The organism is Paenibacillus sp. FSL R5-0473 (assembly GCF_038004565.1).
GTDB lineage: Bacteria > Bacillota > Bacilli > Paenibacillales > Paenibacillaceae > Paenibacillus > Paenibacillus amylolyticus.
The window spans coordinates 4,569,135-4,586,191 of record NZ_JBBORL010000001.1; the positions used below are offsets into that span (position 1 = coordinate 4,569,135).

Annotated in this window: 13 protein-coding genes; 6 read left to right on the plus strand and 7 right to left on the minus strand. The window is 48.7% G+C overall.

The annotated features are described in order from the left end of the window. Positions 1–17 precede the first annotated feature (17 nt). Positions 18–893 carry an SDR family oxidoreductase gene (locus tag MKY28_RS20150; RefSeq protein WP_100526904.1) on the plus strand — a complete coding sequence of 292 codons (876 nt, stop codon included), beginning with the start codon at positions 18–20 and terminating at the stop codon, positions 891–893. Positions 894–1,260: 367 nt separating this feature from the next. On the opposite strand, the gene MKY28_RS20155 is transcribed toward MKY28_RS20150, so the two are convergent. After that, the gene (locus MKY28_RS20155) at positions 1,261–2,616 is read right to left on the minus strand and encodes a collagen-like protein (RefSeq protein WP_100526903.1); all 1,356 of its coding nucleotides are present in this window, start codon (positions 2,614–2,616) and stop codon (positions 1,261–1,263) included. 395 nt (positions 2,617–3,011) lie between these two features. On the opposite strand from MKY28_RS20155, the gene MKY28_RS20160 reads away from it, so the two are divergent. Further along, the gene (locus MKY28_RS20160; RefSeq protein ID WP_100526902.1) at positions 3,012–4,727 is read left to right on the plus strand and encodes a sigma-54 interaction domain-containing protein; all 1,716 of its coding nucleotides are present in this window, start codon (positions 3,012–3,014) and stop codon (positions 4,725–4,727) included. A gap of 47 nt (positions 4,728–4,774) precedes the next feature. On the opposite strand, the gene MKY28_RS20165 is transcribed toward MKY28_RS20160, so the two are convergent. Next, complete coding sequence (locus MKY28_RS20165; RefSeq protein ID WP_100526901.1) at positions 4,775–6,844, minus strand: nSTAND1 domain-containing NTPase; 2,070 nt, start codon at positions 6,842–6,844, stop codon at positions 4,775–4,777. A gap of 318 nt (positions 6,845–7,162) precedes the next feature. Between MKY28_RS20165 and MKY28_RS20170 the strand changes: the two genes are divergently transcribed. Further along, a complete protein-coding gene (locus tag MKY28_RS20170) occupies positions 7,163–7,453 on the plus strand; it encodes a hypothetical protein (protein WP_133120414.1) in 291 nt (96 codons plus the stop codon). Between the two features lie 59 nt (positions 7,454–7,512). On the opposite strand, the gene MKY28_RS20175 is transcribed toward MKY28_RS20170, so the two are convergent. Further along, entirely contained in the window at positions 7,513–9,183 is a 1,671-nt protein-coding gene (locus tag MKY28_RS20175) for a PucR family transcriptional regulator (RefSeq protein WP_100526900.1), read from the minus strand. A 189-nt stretch (positions 9,184–9,372) separates the two neighbouring features. Between MKY28_RS20175 and ald the strand changes: the two genes are divergently transcribed. Further along, positions 9,373–10,506 carry an alanine dehydrogenase gene (gene ald, locus MKY28_RS20180; RefSeq protein WP_100526899.1) on the plus strand — a complete coding sequence of 378 codons (1,134 nt, stop codon included), beginning with the start codon at positions 9,373–9,375 and terminating at the stop codon, positions 10,504–10,506. Between the two features lie 167 nt (positions 10,507–10,673). Here ald and MKY28_RS20185 read toward each other — a convergent pair whose 3' ends face one another. Then, positions 10,674–11,591: a PD-(D/E)XK nuclease family protein gene (locus tag MKY28_RS20185; protein ID WP_340936772.1), complete on the minus strand. Its 918-nt coding sequence runs from the start codon at positions 11,589–11,591 to the stop codon at positions 10,674–10,676. Positions 11,592–12,115: 524 nt separating this feature from the next. Here MKY28_RS20185 and MKY28_RS20190 point away from each other — a divergent pair. Next, positions 12,116–12,799 (plus strand): serine/threonine protein kinase, encoded by a 684-nt coding sequence (locus MKY28_RS20190; protein WP_076329467.1) that lies wholly within the window; start codon positions 12,116–12,118, stop codon positions 12,797–12,799. 20 nt (positions 12,800–12,819) lie between these two features. On the opposite strand, the gene sigJ is transcribed toward MKY28_RS20190, so the two are convergent. From sigJ to MKY28_RS20205, 3 genes are read right to left on the minus strand one after another with little or no spacing between them, the layout of a single operon-like run. After that, positions 12,820–13,731, minus strand: a complete 912-nt coding sequence (gene sigJ, locus MKY28_RS20195; protein ID WP_076329466.1) for an RNA polymerase sigma factor SigJ — start codon at positions 13,729–13,731, stop codon at positions 12,820–12,822. Beyond that, positions 13,721–15,040 carry a phytoene desaturase family protein gene (locus MKY28_RS20200; RefSeq protein WP_340936775.1) on the minus strand — a complete coding sequence of 440 codons (1,320 nt, stop codon included), beginning with the start codon at positions 15,038–15,040 and terminating at the stop codon, positions 13,721–13,723. The genes sigJ and MKY28_RS20200 overlap by 11 nt, the downstream gene beginning before the upstream one ends. A gap of 58 nt (positions 15,041–15,098) precedes the next feature. Continuing rightward, positions 15,099–15,995, minus strand: a complete 897-nt coding sequence (locus MKY28_RS20205; RefSeq protein ID WP_127547151.1) for a helix-turn-helix transcriptional regulator — start codon at positions 15,993–15,995, stop codon at positions 15,099–15,101. A 129-nt stretch (positions 15,996–16,124) separates the two neighbouring features. On the opposite strand from MKY28_RS20205, the gene MKY28_RS20210 reads away from it, so the two are divergent. Continuing rightward, positions 16,125–17,012 carry a sugar phosphate isomerase/epimerase family protein gene (locus MKY28_RS20210; protein WP_340936777.1) on the plus strand — a complete coding sequence of 296 codons (888 nt, stop codon included), beginning with the start codon at positions 16,125–16,127 and terminating at the stop codon, positions 17,010–17,012. Positions 17,013–17,057: the final 45 nt, after the last annotated feature.

The following is a 17,057-nucleotide window of genomic DNA, read 5'->3' on the forward strand; positions in this document are numbered from 1 at the left end:
TAAGGAGAGATTGAAACATGATTACTATTATTGGAGCAACAGGCATGATTGGAAATGCACTTTTGAGACGTTTGATGAAAAGAGATATTCCCGTTCGGGCAGTAAGTAGAAAGCCGGATAAGCTTCGTCAACAAATGGCGGACTTGTCGTTGTCCGGGATTGAAATCTGTGCTGCCGATGCAAATGATTCCGAATCGATGCGCAGAGCTTTGGAGGGTACCAGTCAACTATTTCTAGCGTTATCCAACACCCCTAAACAAGTGGAACTAGAGACATCCATTATTCAGATGGCTGTGCAAGAGGGAGTGAAACATGTCGTCAAAATATCCAGCCCAGCATATGACGAACGTTCACCAGTAGCTGTAGCAGGCTGGCATGAACAAATCGAGCAAGCTCTAGTGAAATCCGGGATGACATATACGATGCTGCGGCCCTATGCTTTTATGCAAAATCTGCTCCGACTTGCACCAACCATTACAACCCGAGATGTATTCTTCGGCTGCATTGGAGATTCCCCGTGCAACTTCATCGATTGCCGAGACATCGCAGATATTGCTACAGAAGTTCTGACTAGAGACAAACCAGTGAACCGCATCTATACGCTTACCGGTTCCGAAGCATTCACTTATGCACAGATTGCAGATAAAATGTCCACCCTGTTCAATCGACCGATCGGATTCCTCAACCTCAAACCCGAGGAGCTTCGAACGGATCTGATCGAACATGGACAGATGCCTCCTTGGCTTGCAGACCACGTTGTGGAAATTCAGACGATGTCTACCGTTGTGCCAGAGAAGCCGACGGATATGGTTCAACGCTTGCTTGGCAGAGCACCGCGCTCACTTGATGCATTCCTGAGAGAACATCGAGATGCATTTAAACCAAGGCTGTAGCAGAGTTATACAATAACGAAAAGGGGCTCTCTGGCTCCAAGCGCTAACGCCCCCACCGCATATTAAAGCGATAAACAAAAATGCAAAGTTTAACGAACTTCAGCGTTCTAGAGGATGATTATGAGATCTACAGGAATCATAGGCGGTAATAATGTTTTTAATGAGAGAACTTAACTATTAATTAAGCTAAAGTCTAGCCTCTCTTTTTGAGTGGCTAGACTTTATATTATGACTCTTTTAATGCGAAAATTATTAAAGTGAGAACTTCCCATGATTTGCGCCCGAAGACTGTCAACCACTAATTATGAGATAGAACCACAATTTTAAATGTCTATTTTTCTGGACACACCCATTTATTATTTAAAAGTTAACCACTTAATTGTTGAATAAGGATAGAGGCATTGGCATTGATCTGTGATCCGCCCACCAGGGTTTGCAGATCAACAGCGGATGCACTGGAATGATTCCGCAATGTCAGCACATCACCGGGAGCAGCCGTAATAATGACCATGCCTGGATTCGGTTGAGTCCCAGCTCCTGAACCATAGACACTGCCACCTACAGGGGCTCCGTTTTGATAAAGGGTGAATTGGTTTGCCTGCACACCTGCAACGTTGAAAAACACCGCATAGTCCCCGGCATTACCAATAATAATCGCAGCGGTATTGGGCGCATGAGTAATATTAGTAAGATTTTGGTTGCTGTCGAAGATTACATCCGCTTCAATAGCTACAGTTTGAGCTGAAGTATTAAAAATATAGGCATAAGAGGACAACCCTTGCCCTGCTGTACCGGTTGCTCCAGTGGCTCCTGTTACTCCGGTAGCCCCGGTACTTCCCGTTGCTCCTGTAACACCAGTCGCTCCTGTCACTCCAGTAGCTCCAGTGCTTCCCGTTACTCCAGAAATGCCCGTGGCTCCTGTCACTCCGGTAGCCCCGATACTTCCCGTTGCTCCTGTAACACCAGTCGCTCCTGTCACTCCTGTCACTCCAGTAGCTCCAGTGCTTCCCGTTACTCCCGTAATACCCGTGGCTCCTGTTATTCCGGTGGCCCCTGTAACGCCCGTTGCTCCTGTCACTCCAGTAGCCCCGGTGCTTCCCGTTGCTCCCGTAACACCAGTGGCTCCTGTCACTCCAGTAGCCCCGGTGCTTCCCGTTGCTCCCGTAACGCCCGTCGCTCCTGTTACTCCGGTGACCCCGGTGCTTCCCGTTACTCCCGTAACGCCCGTGGCTCCTGTTACTCCGGTGGTCCCAGTGCCTCCCGTTACTCCCGTAGCTCCTGTCACTCCAGTAGCTCCGGTGCCTCCTGTTACTCCCGTAATACCCGTGGCTCCAGTGGCTCCAGTTACACCCGTTGTGCTCAGCGTTTCTCCCAATAACTCCTGGGATACCAATCGGTGAGCCGCGACTAATTCGCCTGCGGCATTTTTACCCCATACGGATATTTGTGCTTCTGGAGCAGCCGTGTCTGAGGTTGAAAATACAAACTCAAAAGCATCAAAATTCCCATTATAAACTTTGGTTATGACCTGATTAGGTGATACATTGAGCAGTTCTTCTACATATAATGTTCTGACTCCATTAAGGTAATAGCCCCGAAGAAGCACTGTGAACACATCTGTCGCATTCCGGTTATCGATTTTGACCGTAACGGATTGAGTTGGTCGGATCCCCGTTATTCCTGAAATATTATTCTCAATGGGCCCAGTTGATAGAATCGCCATTTCATCACCCTCCTTCGATTGAATTCATTCATTTCAGTCCTTGGTATAGTATTATTCAGACGATACTTAATGGTGTGGACAAATTGAGAGTCAACATATAGAATCACTTAACCTGCCCAGTGAATGTGTTGAGATTAACGAACTGATACTGTCATGTTCATGAATGCTTCACTTTCGCTTCAGATTGAGAGCGTATTCTAGTTGTACAAAACAAAATTAACCACTATTTCCGATTGTCTTATGTATGATTCATGTCAAAAAATCTATACACACTTCACTTTGAAAGCTATAATATGGATAACTATCTCACTCAAATATTTCCATTTACTCCGATCATAAAAGTTCCTTGTAACAGGTACAGTTCTGAAAGTTATGCCCTAACTGAGGTGATATCGATGAAACATTTACTTCCAGAATTAATGTCTTTATTGCGTACGGATATGGATGTTCTGGATACAGACCTCCCCACACTTACCATTCCGTCATCAACATCGTTGGTAGATGCCTTCTGCTTATTCGACACATCTTCTTATTTATTCATTCAGGATGATGGCCCTCTATTGGGATATATCGCCGTATCCGATGTTTTACATGCCATGATGCATGCGCATCGCCTAATAGAAGCTTATTTTGAGACCACACTGGAGACAGCGGGTTCAGCTCTGACATTAATTAATGAAGATGCCAAAGTGGCCTACTGGACAACTGGCGCGGAGCATGTTTTTTCGATCAGCAAAAATGATATTATCGGACAACCCGCGGCGGACTTTTTCCCTCCAGATCGGCTACAGTCTCTCAAAACGTTGTATACCGGTGAAACGGTCTACCGCAAACAGCATCAGCCACGGCCCGACCTCTTCGCCCTGATTAATGCTCGTCCTGTCCAACTGGATGGACATATTGTGGGTGCAGTTGCTGCCGAAGTGGATATAACAACCGAAATCCGATTACATCAGGAACTATTACATATGACCTCCAAAGTCCAGCACCTGGAGAAAGCCGTTGCTCGGCTACGTCCCGAATTAGATCCATTTGCCAGAATCAAGGGCAGCAGCCCGGTCATCAAACAGTGCATGGAGACCATTCGCAAGATCAGTACCACCTCAGCAACCGTACTTATTCTCGGGGAGAGCGGCACAGGCAAGGAGTTATTCGCCAAAGCCATTCATGATCTCCGTGAATTGCAGACTGCACCGTTCATCGCTATTAACTGTGGGGCAATCCCTGCTTCCTTGTTTGAAAGTGAGTTGTTCGGCTACGAAAAAGGTGCCTTCTCCGGAGCAGATCCCAAAGGAAAAAAGGGCAAGATTGAGCTTGCCGAAGGGGGTACTCTTTTTCTGGATGAGATCGGTGAGATGCCATTGGAATTGCAAGTGAAACTGCTTCGGGTGTTGCAGGAGAAAAGTTACTTTCCTGTGGGGGGAACGCGTATGAAACAGGCCGACTGCCGGATTATCGCAGCAACCAACCAGAATCTAATGAGTATGATTGCCCGTAATCAATTCCGAGAAGATCTCTACTATCGGCTGAATGTCATTAACCTAGTCATCCCTCCTCTGCGTATGCGCAAGGAAGATATATATGAATTAACCCAGACGTTCCTTCAAGAATTCTCATTGCTCTATAACCGTCATATTGAGTTGGTTCCACCTGAAGTGTTCAAGTTGCTGTTCCAATATGATTGGCCAGGCAATGTGCGTGAATTACGAAATGTGATCGAACGCCTGACCATTCTGACGACAGATGGTGAGGTGAAGCAGGAATATCTGCCCGATACCCTCACTTCCCTCATCATGCAAGAACAGTCCGAAGTTCAACTGACATCCGGAATTCATTCATATGCCAACAACGAAAATCAGCAACGTCAGGATTCGGCGGGAGCAGAACCAGAAAAAGAACCTCGATCCGTTGCAAATGTGGACGAATTAGATCCCTCGGATGATTCCGAACTTGTCTCAGGTGTTACCTACCAGCAAAAATTGGAAACCTATGAGGCGCAGCTTCTAATTCAATATCTGAAAGCAGCAGGTGGCAACAAACGAACACTGGCCAAGCAACTTGGCATCTCCAGGGCAACGCTCTATAATCGCATGAAGAGGCTTGGTCTATGACCAGCCTCTTCTTGTCGTTATTATCCGTATGATGAGTGAATAGAACCCTACAAAATCCGCGCCAAGCGAGTCAGCGCTGTTCTGAGATGGCGATAGAATGTCGCCCGACTCATGGAACACGTCTGGGCTGCGGCAGTTGGATTGCCAGCATGCGTCCAGTAGGCCGCGTATAACAGCATCTGATCCTGTGGAGATAGACCATGTACTCTGCCTTCCAGCAGATCCATGACATACAGCTGTAATTGGATCCCATCCCTGGCTCCTGCAACCCTGCCAGCATATTCATGCAATTCTCCTGGAGAACGAAGGTGCCCTAGCATCTTGCGAACCTCCTGTTCCGACCAGGATGTCCGCTCCCGCACCGTTGTTCCTGGCTGTATCCGATCATCTTGCCATTCAGGATCAAGCAGGGACATAACCCACGCTCCGAATTGCCCACTACGCAAATCCAAATCAAGCACATCTGCCGGGTCCTCATATCTGTCACAAGCACGGGTTCGGGTTCTCCGCATCTGAAAGCCAATACTCAGCAGGAACAACTTCAGATGAGGATTCGTTGCAATCAATATCACTCTCGCACCATCACCCAACAGAGACAGTCGGTCCAGTGCCATATACCCCACCAGTTCTTCTCGTGTGTAACCAGGCACGTCATCTCTTGCCGCAGCCAGCAAAGCAAAGTGAGTATCACTTTGATCCGGATCATTGCCAAGCTCCTGTGGTGTGAAGCATTCATTCATCTCATTTGGAAAATGCTTCAGTAGCAGCCCGCTACTTTCCCTATGTACTAGCACTGTAATGAACATGGCGATCGGCTCTCCAAGCTGGTCACGCATCAATACGATCCCTTCGGGATAACGGTGCGCCAGCTCATCCAGGAACGGGCCATAGAACACGGCCTGATCTGGTGCCACGCTGTATTCACACCATTGTTGTAACAGCCTGTGCAGCGAAGGCAGATCCTCTTGTTTCATCGTTTCAAGAGGGGAGAACAAGGAATCACGGGACACATCCGCGTACTTGCGGAATTGAAGCATGGACTCCTGACAGAGCAACAACATCTTCCGGGCAATCTGGCGGCGCTCATGCGAACCTGCCTGTTCATGTAGCGGTTTAAGCAACTTCGCGATTTGGATACGCATCGTCTGCAACCGATGCGGCTCACGTTGGCGCAAATCCCGTAGCAGATGCACCCTGCCCATGTCATGCAGGGCAAGACCATCCGGGCCGGAACGAATAAACGACATCTGTCTCAGCATGTGGTACTCTTCTTGGGTCACAGTTATATCCAGTACAGATGATAACAATTCCTGATTTGCTGTTCCAAGCAGGGTTAACACCTCCACCATGGGATGCAGACGAGGAATCGTCAGTTCCAACAGCAATCGGGCACTAATCATATGCGACAGTTCAGCCCATTCGGCATGGGGAAGATTCCGTCTCTGATCCGCAGCTTCCACAGCAAGCGCCAAACCCAGCGGATGTCCATCGGTCATTCTCGTAATAGTACCTGCCATCCCCTGATTCAGAGAGCCCGCAACCGAGATATACTCCGAAATCTCTTCGACGGTAAAATGTTGAAGCTGCATCTGTACAAACCGCTGATGCAATCGGGGATGTGTCCGCCAGGCGGATGCAAGTTCTGGGCGTGATGCCAGAATGACAAGTATCCCTCTTAACGGAAGTTTGGATATGAAGACTTCCATGAACCAACTTTCCAGCAGTGCGAGTTCTTCATAATTATCCACTGCCAGGACCAATCGCTTCTCGACCGAAGTGTCTTTCAGCAAGCTCAGTGGTCGCGGATATCCGTCATTATCCAGTGTTTCCAACTCCAACGTAGAGGACAAATATTCCATAAAAACGGAAGGCGTTGCGCCGCATGATCGGCCATCCATCCATATTGCCGTCGCACCTTGATCACGAGATACGGATAACATCTCTGAAAGCAAAGAAGATTTACCGATGCCTCCCATACCCGTAATTGAAAATATGGTCAGTGGCGCTTCCGGATGATTGAACCACCGCTCCAGTGTCGTCAGTTCCTTGGTTCGACCAATGAAACGTTTGCCATCCTCAACATATTTGTCGTATTGAGCCTCACTACTGTTTCCCATATATGTCCTCCGTACTAGATACTGGTACTTTTAATATACTTTTTTCTCTCACAAAATTGAGACTATATTGAGACGCGCAATTGCATGTGAAGTGATAGAATCTTGTTAAAAGCCAATTTATAGTAAATATTCAAAACAGCGGACATGGAAACGTTCTTACAAGGTATACATAGACCCCTCCGCGCTACTTCTTAACATAATGGATCATTCCGCCAATCAAGCACAGCCAACATGTACATGAGCATTTACCGATCTCGAATTCATGCTTCCCTTTCATACCCTACTACCAGCCCGATATTCCAGGAAAGGCGGATTTGTGTGAGAATAAACCTCGATATCTGTAATCTGAGCGGACAACTTGGAATCAATCCTAAACGACTTAATGAATGGCTGCACCAAAGTGGCATTTCAATGGAGGACAATGAAGCAGGACAGGAAGGACGTCCCGACCGGTCGTCACCCCCGTATCGGCTGGCTGCTCCTTCTTCATTATCACTGGCACCTTCCTCCGGTCAAACGAAGCTTTATCGGGGCCGACGCTCCACTTCCACTCTGCAACGCCTGCCTACTTCATTACGACACACCCGGCGGATTAGTAAAAACTGCTAGACTGTGCTCAAGGTAGTGTAAGGTCGATGCACAGTCTGTGTTGCATCCCTTTCACCTCATCAAGAGGATTGCCACTGTCCATTCTCAATCATCACGTGCGCGAGCAGCGCCATCTCCAGACAGATTCTTCTCCCTTGATCCATGTAACCTGGACCCATCAGTTCTTCCAGCTTCTCCAGTCTGTTGTACAACGTTTGCCGATGAATAAATAACTGGGCGGCCGCATCCCGTTTGGAACCAAAGTTCTGCAAGTAGGCATCCAACGTCTCTACCAATCGCAGGTGATGCGTTTGGTCATGTTCAATCAACATACCCAGGTGATCCTGGACAAAGGGTTGCAGGAAGGATTGGGGTAATGCCTTTAACATTTGATATATACCCATACGTTCGTAAAAGTGAACATGTTCCATCGAATCTACCGATCTCGAAACTTCGATCACCTGATAGGCCTCCTGAAGGCTCTCCGGCAGACTGGTCAAACGGCTGCGAAACTTGCCAAATCCTACATGAATCATAACCTGGTTCAAGTTGCGGCTGGCAAACCGCTTCACATCCAGGGCGATTCCTTCCAGCAATCGCAGCAGTTGATGACGTGCAGCGGCCGTAACCGCTTCCTTCGCACAGCACAGATATACCTGGTTGTTCTTCAGCATAATCAGGCTAGGCAGATTGTTCTTCTTGAGCAGGGAACGAAGCAGGACAAGAACATCCTGATGATTCGCTTCCATCCTCTCCCGGCCCGTACCCTTCAATCGATGCTCAATCTCGATGACCCCTCCCGCAAACCAGTACTGTCCCTTCACCAGCAAACGAAGTCCCATTCGGGTCTGGGCCTGCTCCTCCTGATGGATGTTGCCATTCATCAGATCCTGGATCAGCTCGTTCTGATTGCGGACCATCTTCTCTTCAAGAAACTGGGAGCGAAGCGTGAGCGCTGCCGCTGCCTTCGCTGAATAGTCGAGCAACAGCTTGAGATATTCGACTGGAGCTGCGGGATGCACAATCATGCCTACAGCCGAAAATACCTGGCCAAAACAGACGACCGGATGACACAACAGAGCCTTCTCTTCGTCTATGTGGAACCATAATTCGGTATCTGAATCATTCAAATCCAGATGTTCTACCTCCTGCTCATACCAGGTATAGATGGCCTGTTCCATCTCCGGAACAAGTTCGGGCACAAAACTGCCCGGCTCCATGGACGAAATGTACACCACCGGTTTGGCAGCATACTCATGCAGCAGGTTCAGCACAGCAGACATATCCGTACTCTGTAATGTACGCTGCTGAAGCTGGCGGGAGTAGGCTTCCAGACTTTTCAGCAGTTGGTGCTGATGATTAATGAGTAGAGAGTGAATATCCTGTGTAATCTCGACAAAACGGACCGGTTGCTCAAATACGATTAGCGGAAACTGGTGTCTGTCCGCCAGTTCAATCAGTTCTTCCGGGATTCCGAATATGCTGGTACCAAACTCCACACACAGCCCGGCTGCCTCACTGCCAATGAGCTGAAGCAGATACTCTTCGCGCCCTTCTTCCGATTGAAGCCAAAGTCCAGTGGATAAAATAAGATCATGGGGGCTTACGAATGGAGATACATTGGTAATCTCCAATACATGAACCCAGCCAACCTGACGGTTCACTCCATCCTTCCCTGCCGCTAGTCGTGCTCGGCCAAATACCGGACGTGCAAGGATATCTTTGATCGTAAACACACGGTCATTTCGCAATGGCGATCCCTCTTCGTGTTATTTTTTCTTACATTATAATCCATGGACAAATGTCCTGAACAGTCTTTTTCGACAATATGTTGAGTTCAATTTCTAAAGATTAGACATCAAGTAAGGTGCAAAACGATTATCCAAGTCATAAACTTGTAGTATAAGCTAACAACCAATAAATGGACGAGGTGCATGGTGATGAGAATCGGAATTCCCAAAGAAATCAAGAATAATGAGAATCGTGTAGCAATGACTCCGGCCGGGGCTGCTGATTTCATCAGAGCCGGTCACCAGGTACTGATTGAACAAGGCGCGGGGATCGGCAGTGGATTCACGGATCATGAATATCAAACTGTGGGCGCCGAGATTCGGATGGATGCCAAGTCCGTGTGGACCGAAGCCGATATGATCATCAAGGTGAAAGAACCACTTGCCAGTGAATATGGATATTTTCGTCCGGGACTGATTCTGTTCACCTACCTGCACCTCGCAGCGGAACCGGAGCTTGCCAAAGCCCTTATAAAGAGTCGGGTAACGGCTATTGCGTATGAGACGTTGGAGGTCAACAGCGCTCTCCCCCTGCTCACCCCTATGAGTGAAGTTGCAGGCCGCATGGCCTCCCAGATCGGAGCACAGCTACTGGAGAAAACAGAAGGTGGCAAGGGCATTCTGTTGTCAGGTGTACCCGGCGTCAGTCGGGGGAAAGTAATCATTATTGGTGGCGGAACGGTGGGAACAAATGCAGCCAAAATTGCTATTGGTCTTGGCGCCGATGTGACCATCCTTGACCTGAATCTGAATCGACTGCGCCAATTGGATGATATCTTCGGCAATCAGATCCACACGCTGGTATCCAGCCCGTCCAACATCGCAACAGCTGTTGCGGCGGCAGATCTGTTGATCTGTGCGGTGCTGATTCCGGGCGCCAAGGCGCCAACGCTTGTCAGCGAGCAGGTGGTGAAGACGATGGCACCGGGTTCGGTCATAGTGGATGTCGCGATTGATCAGGGCGGGATCGTTGAGACCATTGATCATATCACAACCCACGATGAACCGACCTATGTGAAACATGGCGTCGTGCACTACGCGGTGGCGAACATGCCGGGCGCCGTGCCGCGTACGTCCACGGTGGCGCTGACCAACGCCACCATGCCTTATGCGCTGCAACTGGCGAACCACGGTGCAGCCGCCGCGATTCGCGGCAGTTCGTCCATTCGCAGCGCGGTTAACGTGCTGAATGGACACATCACGTATGAGGCGGTTGCCCGGGATCTCGGGCATGCCTATGTTCCTGCGGGTCAGGCGCTGGAGAATACCGCCGCTGTCCAGTAATCTTGATATGATCGTTCCATCCGGCGCCTAGTCGCCAGGCCTGTGGGACGCAATAGAAGCGCAAGTCGGGCAGGTAATGTTCCCGGCTTGCGCTTCTTGATTTTTTTCACATATAGGATAACCCGTTGGTTGGTATAAGGCCTTTTGGTTCCTCCGGTTTTGGTGCTTCAAACCGCTCGCTCACTGCACACTTCGCGGAAGTTGCAATCCCGGCAGGACCGGTGCGATGGCATCGCTGTGAAGTAGGTGACGTCCTTGGGACGGTTATGATACTCATCCTCCACGCAGGATCGCATCTCCTCAATGTAACGCCCCACGCTCTCCTCCACCTTCCGGATATCATCTTCTGTGGCTGTAAACTCCCGGTGTTTTCCGGTTAACAAGTACTCCACACGAAGCTCAATCTGCTCCAAAGGAATTCGGTAGTGCTCCCTTACATAGGACGCGTACAGCATTAGCTGATCGGAGAAGTCATCTTCTTTGCCCGTCTTCCAGTCCACAATAACAATATTGCCGTTACTGCGTCGATACAATAAGTCCATCTTCACATACACACGTGTATCGTGCAGCATCATGGTATCCCATTTCTCGATCTCCAGAATGTCCGTACTTGCTCGGGACAAGTCCTCCCACGTAAGCGTCTGGTACAGGTTACCGACACAGGCCGAAGCCCGTTCCTTAATCGTGGCGATCCGGTCATTCAACGTATCATCCCCGTAATAGATCTCGGACAACATCGTGCGATTCTTGGGGTTCCGTCGCCACTGATCCGCGTCCATGGATTCCACATACGCCTGATTCAGCAACTTGCGTATCGTCTGTTCCAGGAAGTGTTCACGCGGTTTATCTTTGCCCTCTTCCCTGCTACGTACCGCCGACTCACACATCCGATGCGCGAGATCCCCGAAGACAAGATACAGATTGCTGAGCTGCTTCAGACGGTACAGACGAACCTGCATCTCATCAGCAGAGTCTGTCTTCCAACCGTTATGGGCACCGTAATAATGATAATAATATTTGCGCAGGCACTCATCGAACATACTCGCCCGCGACTGCGAATAAGACCACTGCGGGTATTGTGCCATAAGTAATCTGCCTTTCTGTATGCCGGATCTGCATGAGATCCCTTAATGCTCACAGTATAAAGCCCGGGCAACATTGCCGCAAGCGTGCTTCCGTTATTTTCTTCTGACGCAACCGTTTCCGATTCGATCCGTATCGTTTATATAGTAACATCACCAAAAGATGAAATTGCGGAGCAGAACGCATAATATACTCTATAGAGGGCACGAATCCGGGACCTGGATGCTAGTACGGGTCTAGCCCGGGGACAGTGCGGGCCCAGTGCAGGCCCGGCGCTAACGAATCTCACACACCTTATCACGTGGATCATGAGGTTTTACGGAACTTAACGAACCCCAGACAAGCTAATTAGTCTTATTTCGGTTGGAGAACATGTTTACTGCGAGCAAATGAGCCAATAGCGCGTCTCTGATTCGTTACATTTTCAGATCTGCCGATTTACGTGAAATAAGACTTACTCGGTTCGTTAGAAAATGATTATATGAAAAAAAATTGTACAGGCATATCCTAAAAGGAGGCACCACCCATGAATCGACCGGATTGGTTCCAGGCGGAAGAAGCATTACAACAGATCCAAGTCATCGGAAGCGACCGGAATGAGCTCGTGAACATCATCGGCGATGTAGAAGGATTGAATTGCATTGGCACAGGTACGGATGCGGCTGTATTTACGTATGACGGCTTGCCGCAGTATGCCTTCAAGATGTACTCGGATCATGCCTTGGACAAACTCGAAAATGAAAAACAGGTATACGAACAGCTCAAAGGTCTGCCATACTTCCCTACCTATTACGGCAGCGGCCGGAATGTACTCGTGATCAGTTTTGAACCCGGGGATACCTTGCTGGAATGTTTGGAAAAAGGAATCCCTGTCCCCGAGCAGGTAATGCTCGATGTGGACGCAGCGCGAGAAGCCGTTCGCAGCCGCGGGTTGAACCCTCGCGACATTCATCTGAAAAATGTAATACTTCAGGATGGACGCGGGAAAGTGATTGACGTATCCGAGTATATCCAGGACGGCAATGACAATCGCTGGGAGCATCTTGTCTGGGCTTATCACAACATCTATCCACGGATCAAAGGAACGCCCATATCTCCACGCATGCTGCAAACGATCAAATGGGGATACAATCAGTTCGATCATGCCAACGTCAAAATGGACGACCTCGCCAAGAAAGCCAATCGTCTGTTCTCCAGATTTATGAAATGAGTATCCAAATTCACTTCACTTTAACCTAAATTCAGATGTTGCAGCTTATCCGGGTTACGCAAGATATAGATCCGCTCAACACAATCGTTTCTAAAAGCTAGGCTGACCACAGTCGGGAATGCCTCAGAGGGGCTGCTTAATACAAATCCTAGTTGTCCATTGACCTTGACCAGACGTACAATACCAGCGCTGTCCCCTTTGGATAAGAGCCCTTGAATGAACGCTAGCACCCGCTGGCTTGATGTAACGGGTTTAATTGCTGCCACAACTTTACCACCACCATCACTGTACAAGGCGACATCGTGGGAAAGCATTTTTAATAGTCCTCCCATGTCTCCACTCGACGTGGCTTGGAGGAAACGAAGCGCAAGCTGCTCGGACTGAACGCTGGGAGTCAACTCGACTTCCGGCTCGTCCTGGATTTTACGTTTAAGACGACTGTATATTTTCCGGCAGCCGACCTCCGTCTTGTTCAAGAAGTCTGCTATATCGCCATAATCAAATTCAAAAGCTTCTCGCAGAATAAATACCGCGCGCTCAATTGGGGTTAGCCGATCAAGCATGACCAGGAAGGCGTACGAAATCGTATCTTCCAGTTCAATCGTTTGAAGTGGATCATGTTCCACCGCTGAAACGGATTCTCGAGAAGCCTTATAATTTTGCACCAGAGGTTCCGGCAGCCATGTCCCGACGTATAGTTCCCTTTTTTTACGTGTTGATTTCAAGTAATCGAGACAACGGTTAGTTACCATTTTGCATAAGTATGCTTTCAGGTTCCGAACAGAGCTACCCTCTTTATGAATACCTTGCTGCTGTACTGTTACAAATGCGTCCTGAACCACATCCTCAGCATGAATGACAGATCCCAGCATACGATATGCGATAGAAAGAAGAAGGGGTCTATATGTCCTGTATACCAATTCAATCTCCATAATGTATTCCTTCCTTATCTATTCCTCTACCTTCTATTATCATTTGAGCAGCCCGTTTTGCGCTCGCCAGAGAGGCATTAATCAGCATCCCTTCATCCCCTACCCAATCGCCAGCAACATAGAGCCCCGGTCTTCCTGTGATCTCAGATCCAGGTCTACCCGAGAGACCTCCGTTCTCAGCTGTGACACTGCCATGTGAGACAAGCATTCGTGGAAGAAACCGCTGCTTAATGATATGCTCGCGCCACCCCGGCTGAATCAAATCGAGAAAGCCCTTTAGTTCGTCTTCATCCTGCCTTGGATCCGATTTTGATGATTCCGACAAATACTTCATCACATGCACAACTTCATATACAGGGTTCTCTGATAAGGAGGCCGCAGCGGAATGGTTGGAGTAGTACCAAGGATGATTTACGCCTAAAACAAATTTTGTTTTCGGTTGAGGCATCCCGGACACGACGAGATCCAGACATGCGGCTCGAACAGGAGTTAACTTGTGATACAGTTTGGCTTCAATGGGTGAAAGAGCAGGATTAAGCAGAGCTAAAGTATCCAATGGGCCAGCCGTTGATAAGACGTGGCGAGTCGTCAACTGTGAACCATCTTTTAAGGAAACCATCATCTGAGGATACCTTCCGGCAATTTCTCGTACGACCGAGCTTGTGCGGATGGATACACCCGCCTGCTGAGCTTGTTCTGTGAGCCGACTAACGAGGAATTGCCAACCTCCATCTATATACAATACTTGGTTCTGTTTGAGTTGTTCAATGACGGCCCCAGCACTTACCTGATCAGGAGCATCGCAATAGGTGCTCAAACGAACAAGCGCAAATACGACACTACGTACACGTGGACTGGATACCAGGGTTTCCAGGTAAGTCTGCAAACTAACGTTATGCAAAACGGATGTATCTACCTTTCGGAGAGAACTGTAGAACCGAAGAAGCTGGCACTTCTCTCTCCATTTCAAATACGATCCGAGCAAGAGCTGTGCTAGGGAAATTGTCTTATTCCCGCCGTTTGTTCCTTCAAACACCAATGTATCTGGCGGTTTCGGTACTGATCCGATAGGTGTGACGCCTACCTCATGGAGAATGGGCAACGCTGCTTTACTGAGAGCATGAGCCCCCAAGTTCACGCGTGCTCCCTCAATCTCATTTGAGATAGCGCGTCCTCCGAGCTTTACCCCTTTGTCGAGCAACAGTACAGTCTTTCCTGCACGGGCCAGATAAATCGAGGCGGTTAAACCGGCAATGCCTGCTCCAATGATGATAACATCCCATACTGGCTCATTATGATGCTCTGTCATGTACATCAATCCCCTCCGCTTAATGCATACATGACGATGAGCAGCGGACTTTTGTGACTCAGACTTGCTTCTTCATTCGCCCCCCAGAAGGAGTTACTCCCTTGTACTGTTTGTATAACTTCGTAAAATAGTTGGCATTGTCGCAGCCGACTCTGGCGGCGATCTCTGTAATGGTCAGACTACTGCCTTGCAGCAGCTGCTCTGCCTCACTCATCCTGCACCCGTTCACGTATTCCACAAAGGTACGTCCGGTCAGCTTTTTGAACATTTTGCAGAAGTGATACGCATTTAATCCCACATGACTTGCCGCTTCCGTAACAGACATCTTACCTGTGGGGTCCGCTTCAATCTGTGCAATCAACTGTTTGAAACGTTCGCGGTTTGGAAAATACGATCCGACCGTTTTATCCGGTAGCTGCTGCGGCATAAAGGTTCGCGCAAGCAGGGTGAACAAGGCATGCAGCTTGGATTTCACCACGAGCTGATAAGCCGGGGGCTGTAACGCCATTTCCTCCACAGCTTCATTTAACAAAGAATAATAGCCTGTGCAGGCTGTGTTTTCCTCTGCCGGTTTGACCGGAAACCTCACCCTTCCTTCCAAGTACGGCGCGACATATTGCTCATGCACAGGATCATGAGTGAAATCATGGAACAGTGCACGGTTGACCACAACGGAATCATAATGCACATCCCCCTCATCCAGAGCATATCCGACATGCAATGTACCTCCAGGAATGATGATGACCTCACCTGCTCGAACCACATAAGGTTTGCTATCAATATGAAACAGCGCACTGCCCTTGCGCATGATAATCAGCTCAAAATGTTCATGCCAATGCAAATACAAAATGCATTCTTCAGCTTTCATATCTGAACACCGATTTTGGAACAGCTGAAATGGATGTGATTTATGGTCAATTCGGGTATTTTCGTGAAGCGCTTTCAGATCCAGCACGACTTCTTCCCCCTCTTCACAAGATCCGACTATTATTACACAAGATTGTTTAGAGCCATCCCGTTAATCCACGGCTATAATGAGTGTGTCACGAAGTACTATAAGCCAATATTGGAGTGAAATACAACCATGAATAAATCATTACGCATCGGTACCCTTGTAGGCGGGCAGGACGCCGTCCGCGTTATCCCGCAGATCATGCAACACGGCTTCGAATCATTTAACCTGACCTTCTGGCAAACGACTGGTGATCTGGACTTGGCAGAGACAGCCAAACGTGTCCGTGAAATTGTGGACGAACAAGGTATCGTCATTTCCGCGGTAAGTATATTTGGTAACCCGCTCACCGGAGCCGGAGACAACGCCGATACATTGGCGAGCTGGGAGCGAGTGATCGATAATGCACAGCTCTTTGGTGCAGATATCGTCTCCGGGTTCACCGGACGTCTGACCGATCAACCCATTAATGAGTCCATCCCCCGGTTCAAGCAAGTATTTGGTGAACTGGCACGCCGGGCAGCAGACCGGGGTGTACGGATTGCTTTTGAAAACTGTGATATGGGAGGCACCTGGCAGACAGGTGACTGGAACATTGCCCATAACCCAACGGCCTGGGAGATGATGTTTGATGCTGTTCCGGATGAAAATGTAGGTTTGGAGTGGGAGCCTTGCCATCAAATGTCCAGCCTGATCGATCCTATTCCACAGCTACGCAAATGGGCTCATAAAGTCTTCCACGTACATGGCAAAGATGCCACGATTGCCTGGGATATTGTCAAGGAATATGGTGTGCATGGCCCACGTGAATTTGTCTGGCACCGCACACCCGGCTTCGGGGATAACAACTGGTCAGACATTATCACCATTCTGCGTCAGAACGGTTATCAGGGCACGATTGATATTGAAGGCTGGCATGATCCCGTCTACAAAGACGAACTTGAAATGACCGGACAGGTGCATGCATTACGATATTTGAAACAATGCCGCGGTGGCGATTTTGTGCCCAATCCGGTATAGAAAACAATGCGAGCTGTATAACACAATCCATGCGAAGGAGATGAG

Bases quoted from the DNA above. Each gene is read 5' to 3' on its own strand.
- MKY28_RS20190 (WP_076329467.1), top strand. From the start codon at position 12,116: ATGAATCGACCGGATTGGTTCCAGGCGGAAGAAGCATTACAACAGATC.
- MKY28_RS20150 (WP_100526904.1), top strand. From the start codon at position 18: ATGATTACTATTATTGGAGCAACAGGCATGATTGGAAATGCACTTTTG.
- MKY28_RS20185 (WP_340936772.1), bottom strand. From the start codon at position 11,591: ATGGCACAATACCCGCAGTGGTCTTATTCGCAGTCGCGGGCGAGTATG.
- MKY28_RS20155 (WP_100526903.1), bottom strand. From the start codon at position 2,616: ATGGCGATTCTATCAACTGGGCCCATTGAGAATAATATTTCAGGAATA.
- sigJ (WP_076329466.1), bottom strand. From the start codon at position 13,731: ATGGAGATTGAATTGGTATACAGGACATATAGACCCCTTCTTCTTTCT.
- MKY28_RS20160 (WP_100526902.1), top strand. From the start codon at position 3,012: ATGAAACATTTACTTCCAGAATTAATGTCTTTATTGCGTACGGATATG.
- MKY28_RS20210 (WP_340936777.1), top strand. From the start codon at position 16,125: ATGAATAAATCATTACGCATCGGTACCCTTGTAGGCGGGCAGGACGCC.
- ald (WP_100526899.1), top strand. From the start codon at position 9,373: ATGAGAATCGGAATTCCCAAAGAAATCAAGAATAATGAGAATCGTGTA.
- MKY28_RS20200 (WP_340936775.1), bottom strand. From the start codon at position 15,040: ATGACAGAGCATCATAATGAGCCAGTATGGGATGTTATCATCATTGGA.
- MKY28_RS20165 (WP_100526901.1), bottom strand. From the start codon at position 6,844: ATGGGAAACAGTAGTGAGGCTCAATACGACAAATATGTTGAGGATGGC.